This is a genomic window from Pseudomonas sp. NFACC43, assembly GCF_900119645.1.
Taxonomy (GTDB): Bacteria; Pseudomonadota; Gammaproteobacteria; order Pseudomonadales; family Pseudomonadaceae; genus Aquipseudomonas.
In genome coordinates, this window is sequence record NZ_FPKK01000009.1 from 202,876 (window position 1) to 217,531 (window position 14,656).

Annotated in this window: 13 protein-coding genes; 1 reads left to right on the forward strand and 12 read right to left on the reverse strand. The window is 60.2% G+C overall.

Annotation, left to right across the window (positions count from 1 at the left end; genetic code table 11):
* Positions 1 to 6 precede the first annotated feature (6 nt).
* From cysC to BT179_RS17395, 4 genes are all read right to left on the reverse strand, one after another.
* A complete protein-coding gene (gene cysC / locus BT179_RS17380; RefSeq protein WP_072432161.1) occupies positions 7 to 618 on the reverse strand; it encodes an adenylyl-sulfate kinase in 612 nt (203 codons plus the stop codon).
* Complete coding sequence (locus BT179_RS17385) at positions 611 to 1,315, reverse strand: sulfotransferase family 2 domain-containing protein (protein WP_072398538.1); 705 nt, start codon at positions 1,313 to 1,315, stop codon at positions 611 to 613. The genes cysC and BT179_RS17385 overlap by 8 nt, the downstream gene beginning before the upstream one ends.
* Positions 1,316 to 1,495: 180 nt before the next feature.
* Positions 1,496 to 3,301: a lipid A export permease/ATP-binding protein MsbA gene (gene msbA / locus BT179_RS17390; protein WP_072398539.1), complete on the reverse strand. Its 1,806-nt coding sequence runs from the start codon at positions 3,299 to 3,301 to the stop codon at positions 1,496 to 1,498.
* Between the two features lie 15 nt (positions 3,302 to 3,316).
* Positions 3,317 to 4,489: an O-antigen ligase family protein gene (locus tag BT179_RS17395; RefSeq protein ID WP_072432162.1), complete on the reverse strand. Its 1,173-nt coding sequence runs from the start codon at positions 4,487 to 4,489 to the stop codon at positions 3,317 to 3,319.
* A gap of 106 nt (positions 4,490 to 4,595) precedes the next feature.
* Between BT179_RS17395 and BT179_RS17400 the strand changes: the two genes are divergently transcribed.
* Positions 4,596 to 5,201 (forward strand): BUD32 family EKC/KEOPS complex subunit, encoded by a 606-nt coding sequence (locus tag BT179_RS17400; RefSeq protein WP_072432163.1) that lies wholly within the window; start codon positions 4,596 to 4,598, stop codon positions 5,199 to 5,201.
* On the opposite strand, the gene BT179_RS17405 is transcribed toward BT179_RS17400, so the two are convergent.
* The 8 genes from BT179_RS17405 to BT179_RS17440 all read right to left on the reverse strand — a co-directional run bounded on the left by BT179_RS17405 (position 5,187) and on the right by BT179_RS17440 (position 14,335).
* A complete protein-coding gene (locus BT179_RS17405) occupies positions 5,187 to 6,290 on the reverse strand; it encodes a glycosyltransferase (protein WP_072432164.1) in 1,104 nt (367 codons plus the stop codon). The genes BT179_RS17400 and BT179_RS17405 overlap by 15 nt on opposite strands.
* A gap of 48 nt (positions 6,291 to 6,338) precedes the next feature.
* On the reverse strand, positions 6,339 to 7,103 hold the full coding sequence (locus BT179_RS17410) for a glycosyltransferase family protein (protein WP_072398576.1): 765 nt from the start codon (positions 7,101 to 7,103) through the stop codon (positions 6,339 to 6,341).
* Between the two features lie 55 nt (positions 7,104 to 7,158).
* Entirely contained in the window at positions 7,159 to 8,115 is a 957-nt protein-coding gene (locus BT179_RS17415) for a glycosyltransferase family protein (protein ID WP_072398543.1), read from the reverse strand.
* Positions 8,116 to 8,193: 78 nt separating this feature from the next.
* Positions 8,194 to 9,078 carry a DUF6625 family protein gene (locus BT179_RS17420; RefSeq protein ID WP_072432165.1) on the reverse strand — a complete coding sequence of 295 codons (885 nt, stop codon included), beginning with the start codon at positions 9,076 to 9,078 and terminating at the stop codon, positions 8,194 to 8,196.
* Between the two features lie 47 nt (positions 9,079 to 9,125).
* A complete protein-coding gene (locus BT179_RS17425; RefSeq protein ID WP_072432185.1) occupies positions 9,126 to 10,559 on the reverse strand; it encodes a PIG-L deacetylase family protein in 1,434 nt (477 codons plus the stop codon).
* Positions 10,560 to 10,567: 8 nt separating this feature from the next.
* Complete coding sequence (locus BT179_RS17430; RefSeq protein WP_072432166.1) at positions 10,568 to 11,464, reverse strand: antimicrobial resistance protein Mig-14; 897 nt, start codon at positions 11,462 to 11,464, stop codon at positions 10,568 to 10,570.
* Positions 11,464 to 12,594, reverse strand: coding sequence for a glycosyltransferase (locus tag BT179_RS17435; RefSeq protein ID WP_072432167.1), 1,131 nt, complete (start codon positions 12,592 to 12,594; stop codon positions 11,464 to 11,466). Before BT179_RS17435 ends, BT179_RS17430 begins: the two co-directional genes overlap by 1 nt.
* Complete coding sequence (locus BT179_RS17440; RefSeq protein ID WP_072432168.1) at positions 12,578 to 14,335, reverse strand: carbamoyltransferase family protein; 1,758 nt, start codon at positions 14,333 to 14,335, stop codon at positions 12,578 to 12,580. The genes BT179_RS17435 and BT179_RS17440 overlap by 17 nt, the downstream gene beginning before the upstream one ends.
* Between the last annotated feature and the right edge of the window lie 321 nt (positions 14,336 to 14,656).

A 14,656-nucleotide genomic window follows, 5' to 3' on the forward strand; every position in this document is an offset into this window, starting at 1 on the left:
GCGCCATTATTCCTGTTTCAGCAATGCCGCCAGCCGGTCACATGCCTGGGACAGCTCGACCTCGCAAGTATTGATTTCGCATTCGGGCGCCAGCGGCGCTTCGTAGGGGCTGTCCAGACCGGTGAAATTCTTGATCCGCCCGGCGCAAGCCTCGCGATACAACCCCTTGGGATCACGCTGGGCGCAGATCTCGAAAGGCGTGCTTACATACACTTCCAGAAACGTTTTTTCAGGAAATAACCGCCGGGCCGCATCCCGATCATTGCGAAACGGAGAGATCGCCGCGACGATGACGATCAGGCCGGCGTCCACCATCAACCGCGCAACCTCGGCAATGCGCCGGACATTCTCGCTGCGGGCCGCGTCATCCATCCCCAGGTCGCGGCACAACCCTTGGCGCAGGTTGTCGCCGTCGAGCAGACAGGTGTGCAACCCCTGCTGGTTGAGCTGCACCTCCAGGGCATTGGCCAGCGTCGACTTGCCGGCTCCCGACAAACCGGTCAGCCAGATACAACGCGGCCGCTGGGACTTGAGCGCGGCCCGGTCACCGGGGGTAAGCGCCGGCGCGTAGGGGCGGATCTGCACCTGTTGCATCGATACCTTTGACGTCTCATTCATAGCCGAGCATCTCGTAGTCGCGCTGGTAAACCCGCCGAACCAGCCGGCGGGTACGCACCGAACAGATTTCCCGGACCGGCATCGAGGTACGCTGCGCGGTGCGGTTCACATGAGGCAGTGTAGCGGCAAGGCCCAGATGCTCGCATACCCGCCGAAAATCTCGACCCATATGTTCCTGATAACCGATGAAGTCCATCGCCAGGTGACCGAGGGAATCGGTGAGAAATTCAGTCTGTGGGGCGAAATGCAACTGACGCGCGACATTCTCCGGATGCAGCCAGCGGGCGACGAAATCGTCGAAGTCACGGTAATGCCTCACCAGCGCTTGCGCCCTTTGGTCCCGCGGCCCCAGCTGATTGCCGCGCAGGAAAGCATAGGCGCAATAGGCACGCTCCAGAGGATCACGGACAAAAGCGAACTTGAAGCTGGCGGCGTATTGCTCCGCAAACTGCTCCTCGTACCAGTACAGCGGTAGATGCCCGGGGCTGAAACCATCGAACATGCCCACGCAGACACTGCTGCCGGCGCATTTGGGAACATGGATGAACAGGCAGGCGCGCTGGGCGAAGGCTTCGGGGAAGCGGCAGTTGGCCGACAATGATTTGTTGACGGCTTGCCGATCGACAATCGACAGGCGGCCCAACAGAAAGGAGCGTTGCGACTTGGGCAACAGTTTCCAGAGATAACGTTGCAGCATTGGAGTACCCGCGCGAAGGGGATCGTCTCATCGATCAGTGAAGGTCGTTCAGGAAAAGTCCTGTAGCCAGGACGTTATCAAACGCGGCGCGCGGATTTATGGCGGGTTGGTTCACACAGGTAACCCATTGGATACAAATGCCCGCGGGAGCTCGGATGCTCCCGCGGGTATCACGCTGTATCAGGCGATGTCCTGGGCTGGCGCATCCAGGCCCATGGCGTGCAGGCGTGCGTAGTAGCCGTTCTGGGCAAGCAGTTCGCCGTGGGTGCCGCGCTCGACGATACGCCCCTGGTCCATGACCAGGATCAGATCGGCTTTCTCGATAGTCGACAGGCGGTGGGCAATGACCAGGGTGGTCCGACCTTTCATCACTTGGTCCAAGGCCGCCTGGATATGCCGCTCGGACTCGGTATCCAGTGCCGAGGTGGCCTCGTCGAGAATCAGCAACGGCGCATTCTTCAACAGTGCCCGGGCAATGGCCAGGCGCTGACGCTGGCCACCGGACAGCAGCACGCCGTTCTCACCCACTTCGGTATCCAGCCCCTTGGGCAACTGCTCGATGAAATCCATGGCGTAGGCATCACGGGCAGCTTTCTCGATATCGGCCCGTGGCGCGCCGGCCAGGTCGCCATAGGCGATATTGTTGGCCACGGTGTCGTTGAACAGCGTGACGTGCTGGGTCACCTGGGCGACATGCCGGCGCAGGTTGCGCAAGCGATAGTCCTCGATTTCCACATCATCGAGCAGGATCTGGCCGACTTCATGGTGATAGAAGCGCGGGATGAGGCTCGCCAGGGTCGACTTGCCACTGCCCGAACGCCCCACCAGGGCTATCATCTGCCCAGGCGCTGCCGTGAAGCTGATGTCCTTGAGGACCTCGCGGTCGGCACCGGGGTAGGTGAAACTCAGGTTGCGCACATCGAGACGGCCGCTGACGCGTTCCTGCTCGACCGTACCGTTGTCGATTTCCGGCGCGACATCCAGTTGCTCGAAGATGCTTTCCGCACCGGCCACGCCTCTCTGGATGGTGGAACTGACTTCCGAAAGCTGGCGGATCGGCTTGGGCAGCAGGCCCGCGGCCGTGATGTAGGCCACCAGATCACCGGCCGTGGCATCCCCGCGCAGGAACAGCACCAGGAACATCAGGGCCGCCATGGCGGTGTAGATCACCAGTTGCAACATTGGCGTATAGACAGCGCCCGTACGCGTCATGCGCAGCTGTTTTTCGGTATTGCCCTGGCTGGCCCGGGCAAAACGCTGTTCTTCGTAGGCTTCGCCGCCAAAGCTGCGCACGACGCGATAGCCCTGGATGGTCTCGGACGCCACGTGCGTGACGTCGCCCATGGCCACCTGGATTTTCTTGCTCTGCTTGCGGAATTTCTTGCTGGTATTGCCGACCATGAATGCGATCAGCGGCAGGATCGCCAGCATCACCAAGGTCAGTTTCCAGTTCATCCAGACCAGGTAAACGAAGAGGAACACCACGGTGAGGCCTTCGCGGATCACCACCTTGATGGCATCGGTGGCAGCACCGGTGACCATGGTCACGTTAAACGTGATGCGGGAAATCAGGTGCCCCGAATTGTGGGTATCGAAATAGCGGTTGGGCAGCACCAGCAGCTTGTTGAACAGCTCGACCCGCAGGTCATGGACCAGCCCAAGGGAAACCCTGGCCAGGTAATAGTTGCCCAGAAACGACCCCAGGCCCTGCCAGGCGGCGATCAGGATGATCAGCAGCGGCACCGCCATCAGCAGCTTCAAGTCCTTGAGGTAGGCCACGTTGGGAAAGAGCACCGCATCGGGGTTGCTCAAGCCATCGACGAAATATTTGAGGATCCCGGCCAGCATGGGCTGGGTGGAAGCAAATATCACGAAACCCACGATACTCAGCAAAAAGATGCCCACGTAGGGTTTGACGTATCCCAGCAGCCGAAAATAGATTTTCAGGCTGGAGTCCTGTTCCGCTTTGGGCGGTGCATCACTCATCGTAGAGCTCACTGGTTAGGAAGAACGCGGAATTTTATCACAGCCACCCGGCTTGACCCGCGCCCAGGTCAAAACACCGGCCAAACCGATCGGCAGCCAGCTGATGAACCACTCGGCGCGCGGCGTTCCGGTCAGGCTCGCGGCATCGAACTGCATCGCCAGGAACGAGAATATCCACATGCCGAGCACACCCCGCCCCAGCAGACTCTCCCGTGCATGCCAGACTTCGCGCAGCACGGCGAACCAGACAATGCACCACAGCGCCAGCCCCGGCAATCCAAGCTGGATCGCAACATGGCTGAACAGGTTGTGTGCGTGGTCAAAGGAAATACCGCCAACCGGGATCCGATAGTCTGCCGCCAGGCCCAGACCACCCCACGGATGCTCGGCAATCATGTGCAGGCTCGACATGAGGATCTCGGGCCGGTAGGAAGCACCACGCGCCAGGACCATCGGTTCGAGCAGCCAGAAGGTCAGCATCGCCAGCACCAGGGCGATGGCTGCGATCACACGGGTACGCTGGTCGCGGCAATAGATAGGCATGGCCAGGACGCTGAGCAGCAAGGCCAACGCCGCGCCACGGCTCTGGCTCATCACGACGAATACGCCCAACAGTGCCAGGGCCACCGCCCAAACAACCTGCAGGCCGATGGAACGAGGCACCCAGTGCAACAGCCAGATCGCCGCCAGGCCAATCACGTAGCCGCCAAGGATTGGATGGGACAACTCGCCCAGTCCTTCCAGGCGGGCCACCCAGGGATTGTTTTGAACGCCGTAGAAATGAACGATCGCCATCAAGGCCGTCAGGGCAAGCCCCACTCCCCCCCATTGCATGATGCGGATGACTCGCTCGGGCTGGCCGTCGGCCAGGATCGCAAAGTACAAGAGGAACACCAGGATGTAGAGCAACCGCTTGGCCTCACGCGCCGGCTCCGGTGCATCGGCCCAGCACAGGGTGATCAGCGACCAGACTACAAGTGCCAGCAGCGCGGTGTAGATGACACGCTGGGCACGCCACAGCTCTGCCAACCGATGACGCGCCGGCCAGGCAAACAGAATTGCAGGCAACCAGACAAAGATAACAAGGCCCTGTTGATAAATCTTATTGGTTGGTGCCAGGGCGATTGCCAGCAGAAACCAGAACAAGCCAAAGGCCATCCATCGCTGTGCCCAACGTGTTGCTTGCATCTTCGCTCCTAAACGGTTCACCTGCCAAACAGGCATGGTTAAAACAAAAACTTTTGGGCATCATGGCCCGCCAAGGTACCGGCCCTTTCAACAAGGTTTCCCTACGATGCAATTTACACGGCTTCCCCAAGCCGCTTTGAATCAACTGATTGAAGGCGCCAGCATTCTGGAGGCCGACAGCTCCGGCCCAAAAGTCTATCTGTTGCAGGATGGCAACATCCTTAAGTTATTTCGCCGCAAGCGGCTTTTTTCTTCGGCTCTTCTACGGCCATATTCGGTACGGTTCATCCGCAACGCGGCTCGCTTGCGAGAGCTTGGCGTACCGACCCTCGACGTGCTGGCTTCCTATAAATTGCCAAGCCCCGGCATGACCGCCGTACAGTATCGGCCGCTTCCTGGAAAAACCCTGCGTCAAATATCCAATCAGGAAGATTTCAGTTGGCAGCAAATGCTTCCGGAATTGATCGAACTGATCCGCAGGCTGCACGCCAGCGGTATCTACTTCCGCTCGCTACACCTGGGCAACATCGTCGTCACTCCGGAAAACGAACTGGGCCTGATCGATGTGGCCGATATGCGCTTTTTGCGCGCGCCCTTGCCGCGGCATCTGACGCGCCGCAACTTGCAGCATTTCGCCCGTTATATTGCCCGAGAGAACCTGAACGGGAGCTTTCCGATGCAGGCGTTGGAAGAAGCGCTATTGCCTGCCTGAAAACAGTTGCCGTGCGGTCTGGCTGAAGCTAAGCCAAGCCTGGTCAGGCGCCAGCGCTTGATATTGAGCCGCCGCGACCGCTTCTGCCGACCCCTGTGAAGCCTGGAGGAGTGCCTCGCTCCAGGCGTTGATATCATTCGCCGGAGCGTACCGCCCCGCATCGCCCAGCTGTTCGCGAAACACCGCCAGCTGGCTGCTGAGCACCGGAATACCGGCCATGACCGCTTCTTGCAGGATCAGCCCGAGCCCTTCCTCAAGAGAGGGGATCACCACCCAGTCAAACGCCTTGTAAAGCGTTGCGACATCATCCAGATGCCCCATCAGCAACACTTTCCCTCGTAGATCCGGTTGGGCGATCCGCGCCTGAAGCGCCTCGCGCCGCGGCCCTTCACCGACAATGACCAGGCGCCAATCAGGCTGGTTTGCCGCTGCAAGGGCAAACGCCTCCAGCAGGCAGGCGAAGCCCTTGTCGTCCACCAGGCGTCCAACGGCTCCAAATATCCGCAGACCGCCAGAAGGCAAGCCCAAGCGAGTACGGGCTTCCTGGCGCGGGATGAGTGCGTGCTGGAAAGCCGCCGGGTCGAACGCGCTGCGCAGTACCGTCACCGGCAGCCCTAGCGCGTTCTGCAACGCGGTCGCAAGGGTCTGGGAAACCGCCACCAGCGCCAGGCGTGAAGCAGGGAAGCCACGCAGCAGCTCACGACTTTCAGCTTTTATCCGCGTCGCACCGTGGAAAATCACCACCACCTGTATGTGTGGCATGCCCTCGAGGACAGGCAACAAGGTCCGGGCGACACCCAGACCGTCCAGCAGCACGACGCGAGCATCGCTGTCGAGCAGTGCCTGTCGGAATCGCTTACGCATCAAGGGCTTGAATAACCGCCAGACATGTCGCCCCTTCAGACGGGCCGACGAGAGACGCCACTCTAGCGCCTGCCCCATGTTGACCTGACAGGCCACGCCCGCGCCCTGCAAGAACCATGTCTTGACCGGCATCGCAGGTTCGAGCTGCGAGAGGATCTGGTGATGGACTTTGTGTACCGAAGCGAACGGCGAACCGCCCGCCCACATGACGTTAATAATGCTCATTGAGCAGCAAACCTTTCATCGCGTTCCGGGATTCGTGCTGCCGGGCATTTAAAAATTGATGAGCCAGCCAATGCAGACTCCGAGCAAGAGAACCAGAGCCAGCTTGATCTGCTCGCGACGCCTGCGGCGCGCCTTGCGCTGACGTTCCACAGGTACTTCGACGTGATCCCCGAAACCAGTGTGCAAAACAGCATCTGCTTCCAGCGTGACCGCCGTCAAGTTCAGCTGTGCATAGCGAAGCGACAGGGCTTTTTCGCCTCCGAAGCCGGCAAACGGGGCACACAAGCGATACTCCTTCAGCCGTCGTAGCCCGGGATTGAGCGAAAAGCTCTGCCATTCAGGCTTGTCGGAGATCAACGGGTAACAGGCCACTCCAGCGATGACTTCACGATCGCCCAGGTGTATGTAAGGGCTATGTACGCACAAATCGTAAACATAGTTGCGCAACCACACCTGGAGAATATCGGGACGCTGCTCGAGAATGGCACGCGAATCTTCCACGAAGGCCGGCCGATAGAATTCCCAGTCGTCCTCGCAGTGAAAGATATAAGGGGTCTTGACGTGCCCATAGGCCAGGTCGATCGAGGCCAGTTGTCCCAGCTTCGGCCTGTTGACGAAAACTGTGCAGTGATCTTTCCAATGCGCCGGAATGACCTCATGTACCCCTTCATCGCCGGCATCCTCGGTGATGAAGACTTCCCGGATAGGCGCGGTATTGAAACGGTCGAAGCTCTCCAGAGTCCGCTTGAGCAGATCGAGCCGACCGCAACTGGTTACCACCAGGGTAATGTCACTCTCTTCGGAAAATTGCACCTGAAATACCATTTAGTTAAACGCTACCCCGCATCGGGCAGCCGAACGATTCCTGTCAAACGCCCAGCCTCAGGCGCAGTTTTTCAAGCAGGCTCAAAGGCGCACGAGGCCGCAACGGCGGCTCCAGCGCCTCGACAATCTTCTGGCCTATGCGTGCAAAGCTGAACTGCTCCAGCGCCAGTTTCTGGCCGTTGCGCGCGATACCCTGCGCCATTGCGGGATCGGCACGAAGCTGAGCGAGCTTTTCCTGAAGCTGCGGGATGTCGCGATACAACACGACGTTCTGCATGTCCTGCAGGCCCAACGCCCGGGCCTCATCGGCGCCCTGGTCGAACGCCAGCAGCACGCAGCCACAGGCCATGGCTTCGAAGTTCTTGATCATGAACTCCCCCATGCCCACATCGGCGCTGACGAAAAAGCGGATACGATTGAGCGTCTCGCAATATTCTTCGCCCGACTTGGTGCGGGTCACCACCAGCGGCTCGACGCGCCCCAACTCGTCCAGCAGAGCCTTGCGGCCACTGTAGGCAACGCTGTTGGTGCTGCCGACAAAAGCCAACTCGATATCCCGCTCGCGCCCCTGATCCTGCAACAAGGATTGATCGTAGCCCTTGGGCACGAATACCGCATCGAAACCTTCCCCGCGCAGACGCTCGGCGACCGTGAAGCCGGAACTGATCACCCGTGCCCAAGGCAGGCGGCGGTAATGAGCACTGAATTTTCCAGTGTATTTGCACGCAATATAGTTCTGGTAGGCATCGTGTTCGAGGATCACCAGGTTGGGGACCGTACGGATGAATCCGGCCTGGCGGATCTCCTGCTTGAAGCGCAGGAAAAAGACGATCCGGTCGTAACGCGACACGTCCACATGGCGCCTGAAATAGCCCCGCAGGTTGCGCTGTTCACCACTGTCGAGCCAACGCAGGTCACATTCGCAATGGGCGGCAACACCTTCATAAAGCCGATCAAGAATGGCCCGTTGTTCTTTCTGCACCAGGAATAGAACTTTCATCGTCTTCCTATCGGACCAAGGAAAATATGTTGCTTAATGTTTCAAAACAACTCGACTGCATCCATTTCAAACGCTGGCTCATAACTTTCCCTGATGGAAACCTGTCGCGTCGATCTCCCAGGAGGATGTCGCCGCCAGTTGTTTGATCGATGCAGTATCGGGGACAGGCAATGCCGACCATTCATTGTGCTTCCAGGAAACAAAATGAAAATAAGGAAAAGCACGCTCCCCATCTCGATCATTGGTGAGGAAGCCGTCGCGCCAGTACCAGCGATGAGGGAAGTCTTGCGAACCGTCGTGCCACTTTATGCAACCGCCCGGCGTACTGAACGCTTCGATGAACTCGCTGCTTCGACGCCATGGATTGAATTTTCCGACCAGGGAAAACAGCGGCTTGGGAAAATTCTTTCGCCACAGGAAAATGCGGCTGAACGCCCCCTCGTCCAAGGCGTGATGTTCGTCGTCGGTAAAACGCTCTTTCCAGTTCTTCATCAGCTTGAACACTTCACGCTTGCGTGCAGTGTTGCGCATCAGGCACAAATGCCCAGCGACACGTCGCTCATGGGTTGAAAACAGGTCATACCGGGCCAGGCGCTCAGCGGTGAAGTATTGCCGGAGGTTGCCATATATCAGGTCAATATCGCCAAAAGCCCAGAAATCATAGCCGTCGAGGCGGTCGACATGGATGTAACCAAGGGCGGGCTTGATATCGCACAATTTATAAGGCTCGGCAGGCCTGAAATCGATATCCAGTTTCCGGGAAACCAACTGGCAATAGGCTGCGAACGTCATGCTTTCTACCGTCACGTTTGGCGGAAGATTTTCCGGCACGCCACAATCGCTGAATATCAGCCAATCGATATCAGCGTTACGCCGACAGCTCTCAAGGAACAATGGCATCCAGAAAGGCCAACGGCCGAAGTAAGGAATGATAAAAAGAATACGCGGGCAGGGATTGATCAAAACAACTCACCTTCACTAAGGACGAAGACGCCAGGGCCTGTTATGCGTCATTTATGTTTTATTTTCGCTTCAGAAGGTTTCAACAACCAAAAAAGTTCGTGACGCCTGACCGCCTTGCGGAAAAATTCGTTCTCACCATAAACGGGAATAACTCTACCCGCCATAAAGCGCTGTATCAATCGCCTCACTCGGCGCTTCAATGGCGCAGACGGTTGCAAGTCGTGCATCATCCCCAGCGCCATGGCCTTGTCCCGCTGCCCCCTCAATGACAGAGGCAGGCTCAGGGGCTGCATCGACCGATCCGGATCGAAAAACGGCGGCAAGGCGACCCCCTCCCCTGCATTGCCCATTGGCCAGCGGTCATTGTCATGCAGGTGGTTGGCATAACCCAGCAGCGTTGCGGGCTGCCACTCCAAGCCTTCGAGGGCTTGCAGGACGGCCTGATGGGCGCAGAGGTGATCGGGGTGCGGGTCCAGGGTTGGATGCGGCAGCACGATGACGTCGGGGCGAGCCTTGAGGATCAGCTCGCGCAGATCGGCCAGCAGGTTGTTCCAGGTCGGTGCCCCATCGACATCGCCAGGCAAGGCAAACGGGTTCATCTGACGAAACAGCCGGGTATCACTCAGGTCCGCCTCGCGCGACCCTTGCGGCTGGCCGGGCGTCGCTTGCATCGCCGCCAATTGCAGGCAGAAGTATCCCAGTTGCACACAATGTGTTTCCGGCACCCCGGCCCAGCGCGGCACCGCGATGCTGTCCCAGGCACGCAGGCGTCCCTTGAGCCGAGCCGCCTCGATGCGGTCCAGCCCCATCCGTTGATAGTGTTCGGCTTCTATCTCGCCAGCGGTCAGCGTCACGACCCAGGCTTCGTCAGCCTGGCTGTACAAGCCGTACGCGGCCAATTCCGCATCGTCGGCATGAGGGGCGATGACCATCACCCTTTGATGGCGCATGTCCACGGGTGCGAAGGACCATAAGGTCGCTCCCCCCAGCAAGCGGCAGAAGCGCCCCCGCAAGCGCAGCTCGCCAGCGGTCAGCGCGGCCCCTTGCTCACTGAGGTTGAGGTAGCGCACGCCGTTGACCCCGCGCTCGAAAGTCTGCCGATCCGAATACTCACCGCCCGACAATACGACGACCGGATCGATGAAGCGCCCCAACCAGGTACTCTTGACCCGTAGCGCCAGGATCAACGTCGCCCCTTCATCCAGCATCACCCCCTCGTCCAATCGCAACCGCCCGGCATCGAGATGCACCTTGGGCTGCTGGGTGAACGGCGGGAAGCTGTACAGATAGTCCTCCCGAGGCGAATAGAACAGATGGTCGGCGAACCATGCCTCATGGGCCATCCAGCCCAGGACCGCGAGCAACAATGGCAACCACCAGGCGACCAGCACACCCGACAGGACCAGCACCATGAGGGCGAGCAACAGCACGACGCGCTTGTTGCGACGGTGGCGCTTGAGCAATTGCTGCTTGCGACTCAAGGGCAGGTTCATACGCTGAACACCGGCACGGGGTTGCACCAACGGTCCTTATATTCCCGGTCTGCCCGGCCGAAAGAGAAACGCATCGGCTTGCCGAGGGCACGGGCATGCTCCCAGGCCCCTTGGGTATTGAGGAAGCTCAAGACACTGCCAGGGCTGAACTCACGGGTCTGCGGGTCGACACCGCCGTTGATGTACTCGACGCTGATCCATTCAGGCGCTTCGACGCGATACACCAGTTGAATGGCAATCGGCGCATCGTTGAGCAAAATCACCGAACCGATGAGCAGTTCGCGCAGCAATTCGATCACTTCGCCCATGCGCTCGGCTCCGGTGGCCGCAAAGCCCCAGCGACGCAGGAACAGATCACAGTAGATCGCGGCCAGCTCGTCGCTGGAGAACGCTTCGACCGGCCTAACCACACCACCAGCCTCTTCCAGCAAACGCAACTCGCGGCGCTGGTTATAGCGAAACTTCTTCGACAGTTCTTCCGGCGTGCGGGCCATGGCCAGCTGTTCTTTTTGTGGCTTCAAGCCACTGAAACGTCCTTCGTTGAGGGCCGACAGGTAACGTCCACGATGACGCAACGGTGCCAGGGCATCGGGCGCCGCCGGCAGGATCAGCTCGGCATTGCCCAGGTCGAACAGGCCTTTCTTGCCGTTGCGCTTGAGCACGTCCTTGGACAACGCCAGGTCGCGCCCCCAGGTGGGAATCGCCGCCTTGAGCTCACCCTGCTGCTCATAGGCCAGGTATCGCACGGGGATGCCAGCCAGGGCCGCGAGGCGCTCCACCACCACGGGATGGGTTGCCACGCTGCCACCAAAACGTTGCCAGGCCTGGGCATAGACCGAAGCGTCTACGGCTGTCCAACCGCGTTCGCGCCAGCCTTGAAATCGATTGAACATCAGGCCCCCGGCGCCAGTTCGGTCACTTGTGGCAGACGCCAGAAAGCCTCGCGTACGGCGCGATCCGAGAAGCGTTCACGCAAGCGGTCGAGCATCAGTTCGGCACATTGACGACGCTGCAGATCGTCCATGGCCGCCAGGTGCTGCAGCCCCTGGGCCATATGCTCGGCGTCACCCAGCGGGAACAGGATGCCCACGCCCTCGACCACCTCCTTCGCCCCGCCACAGGCCGTGGCCAGCAATGGCACGCCAGCGGCCATGGCTTCGAGCAATACCATGCCGAACGGTTCGTGATCGGAACTCAGGGCAAACACATCGAAGGCGCGAAAATAGCGACGCGCCTCGGGCACCTGACCGAGAAACAGCACACGGTCGGCAATGCCCAGCTCCAGGGACAGCTCTCGAAGGTCTTTCTCCAGGCGCCCCTTGCCGAGAATCGCCAGCTGGCTGTTGCCAGGCAGATGCGCCAGCGCCGCGGCGAAACCTCGCAATAGCGTGGCCTGGTCCTTGTCCGGGTGCAGGCGGCCGACATTGCCGATGATCCAGGCGTTCGAATCCAGCCCGAGGGTCTGCCGCGCCTCATCCCGGGAAAGCAGGCTGGCCTGCGTCGCGTCGAGGTCAATACGGTTGTAGAGGGTCTGGATCCGGCTGGCCGGCCATTTCGGCAGACAGCGACGCATGTCGTCGCGCACCGCGTCAGAGACGCCAAGCAAGCTCAGGCGCTTGCGGTAGACATGGGCGAACAGCCGGCGGGTCCGCCGCTGATAGTCCCCAAAGGCATGGTGCACGCCTATCACCGGCAGGCGGGTGCCCAGCAGGGCGATATAGATTGGCTTGAAGCGGTGAGCAATGCAGAAACTGAAATTGCGTGAGGCGACGATCCTGCGCAGATCGGCGATGGCGCCCAGCTTCAGGCCGCGCACGGCACTGGAGCTGTATTCCATGAACAGCACCTCGTCCGAGGCACAGCCGGCAGCGACCTCGGCGTCGGCAGCGCCGGTGAGGAACACCGTGGTCACGCGATAGCCAGTGCCGGCGAACAGACTGGCGTATTGACGGGCACAGTCGAGGAACGGCCCGTCATAACCGTGGCAGAACTGCAGCACATGTCGCTCAGCCGAGCGTGTCATAAGCGTCCACGCCGTCTTTGACCACCAGGATGTCTTCCATGATCAGGTACTGCAGGTCGGAACCATAGAACATGTTCAGCGCATCGGTGGGCGAGCAGATCATCGGTTCGCCACGACGGTTGAGCGAAGTGTTCAAGGACACGCCATTGCCCGTCAGTACTTCCAGGGCCTTCATCATGTCGTAGTAGCGCGGGTTGTATTCGCGCTTGAGCACCTGGGCACGGGACGTACCGTCCTCATGGACGACTTCCGGTACGCGGGTCTTCCATTCCTCGGCCACTTCGAAAGTGAAGGTCATGAACGGCGCGGGGTGATCGACCTTGATCATCTGCGGCGCGACGGTGTCGAGCATCGAAGGGCAGAAGGGCCTCCAGCGCTCGCGGAACTTGATCTGCTCATTGATGCGATCGGCCACGCCAGTGGCGCTCGGGCAACCGATGATCGAGCGACCGCCCAGGGCACGCGGACCGAACTCCATGCGCCCCTGGAACCAGGCCACCGGATTGCCGTCGACCATGATCCGGGCGATGCGCTCGGGCGTGTTGTCGATCTTGCGCCACGCCGGTCTGCTTGGATGACGGGCACACGCGGCGATCACGTCTTCGTTGCTGTAGGCTGGGCCGAGGTAGACATGCTCCATCTTCTCCACCGGTACGCCGCGAGCGTGGGACACATAGGCAGCCGCCCCCACTGCGGTGCCGGCGTCGCCGGAGGCCGGTTGCACGAACAGTTCCTTGACGTCGTCGCGGGCGATGATCTTCTGGTTCAGCTTGACGTTCAAGGCGCAGCCGCCGGCGAACGCCAGCTTGCCGGTTTCCTTGAGTATGTCGCCCAGGTAGTGATCGATCATCTGCAGCGCGAGCTTCTCGAACAGCGCCTGCATGCTGGCCGCGTAGTGAATGTACGGCTCGTCGGCGATGTCGCCTTCACGTTTCGGGCCGAGCCATTCGATCAGCTTCGGCGAGAAGTAGAAGCCCTTGCCCTTCTCCTTGTAGCGACGCAGGCCGATCACGTTGGCGTAGTCGGTGTTGATCACCAGCTCGCCATTCTCGAACGAGGCCAGGCGCGAGAAATCGTACTTGCTGGCGTCGCCATAGGGCGCCATGCCCATGACCTTGAATTCGCCATCGAGCATCTCGAACCCGAGGAACTCGGTAATGGCGCCGTACAGGCCGCCCAAGGAGTCCGGATCGTAGAATTCCTTGATCTTGTGGATCTTGCCGTTTTCGCCGTAGCCGAAAAAGGTCGTGGCGTACTCACCCTTGCCGTCGATGCCCAGGATCGCGGTCTTTTCCTGGAAGCCTGAGCAGTGATAGGCGCTGGAGGCGTGGGCCAGGTGGTGCTCGACCGGCTCGATCTTGATTTTCTTCGGGTCGAAGCCCAGTTGCTCCAGGCACCAGACGATCTTGCGGCGATAGCGCTTGTAGCGGCGGTTCCCCATCAGAATCGCGTCGAGGGCGCGGTCCGGGGCGTACCAGTAACGCTTGGCGTAATGCCAGCGAGCCTCGCCGAACAGGCTGATCGGGGCGAATGGAATCGCCACCACATCGACGTCGGAAGGCTTGATGCCGGCCTGCTCCAGGCAGAACTTCGCCGACTCGTAGGGCATGCGGTTCTTTGCATGTTTATCGCGTACGAAGCGCTCTTCCTCGGCCGCCGCGATCAGCTTGCCGTCTATGTACAGCGCTGCGGAAGGATCATGGCTAAGGGCGCCGGACAGGCCAAGAATCGTCAATGCCACAGGGGTCTAGCCTCTTATGTCTGCATGTGGGCGCCAAGCGCCGCGAAAAAATGATGTGCCACGTGCCGGGGCGCGGGGCAGCTAAAGGGCGGGATTATAGCTTAAAAGCGATCCTAAGCCTCTAGCGGTGAGTGGCAAGCCTGGGACGCACTGTTCGGAGGGGCCACGGCAAGCCGGCGCCTGGGACTTGTGGGGAGGGGATCCATCCCGGCCTGGCTGCGAAGCAGTCCCAAAATCGGCGGCCTGGTTGCGCTCAACGGGTTTGGGGTCGCGGCGCGACTCAACGGGAACCCCTTCGCCACCAGGACTGCATCCGACTGC

Coding starts and splice junctions, on each gene's coding strand:
- cysC (WP_072432161.1), bottom strand. CDS start 618: ATGAATGAGACGTCAAAGGTATCGATGCAACAGGTGCAGATCCGCCCC.
- BT179_RS17385 (WP_072398538.1), bottom strand. CDS start 1,315: ATGCTGCAACGTTATCTCTGGAAACTGTTGCCCAAGTCGCAACGCTCC.
- msbA (WP_072398539.1), bottom strand. CDS start 3,301: ATGAGTGATGCACCGCCCAAAGCGGAACAGGACTCCAGCCTGAAAATC.
- BT179_RS17395 (WP_072432162.1), bottom strand. CDS start 4,489: ATGCAAGCAACACGTTGGGCACAGCGATGGATGGCCTTTGGCTTGTTC.
- BT179_RS17400 (WP_072432163.1), top strand. CDS start 4,596: ATGCAATTTACACGGCTTCCCCAAGCCGCTTTGAATCAACTGATTGAA.
- BT179_RS17405 (WP_072432164.1), bottom strand. CDS start 6,290: ATGAGCATTATTAACGTCATGTGGGCGGGCGGTTCGCCGTTCGCTTCG.
- BT179_RS17415 (WP_072398543.1), bottom strand. CDS start 8,115: ATGAAAGTTCTATTCCTGGTGCAGAAAGAACAACGGGCCATTCTTGAT.
- BT179_RS17430 (WP_072432166.1), bottom strand. CDS start 11,464: ATGTTCAATCGATTTCAAGGCTGGCGCGAACGCGGTTGGACAGCCGTA.
- BT179_RS17435 (WP_072432167.1), bottom strand. CDS start 12,594: ATGACACGCTCGGCTGAGCGACATGTGCTGCAGTTCTGCCACGGTTAT.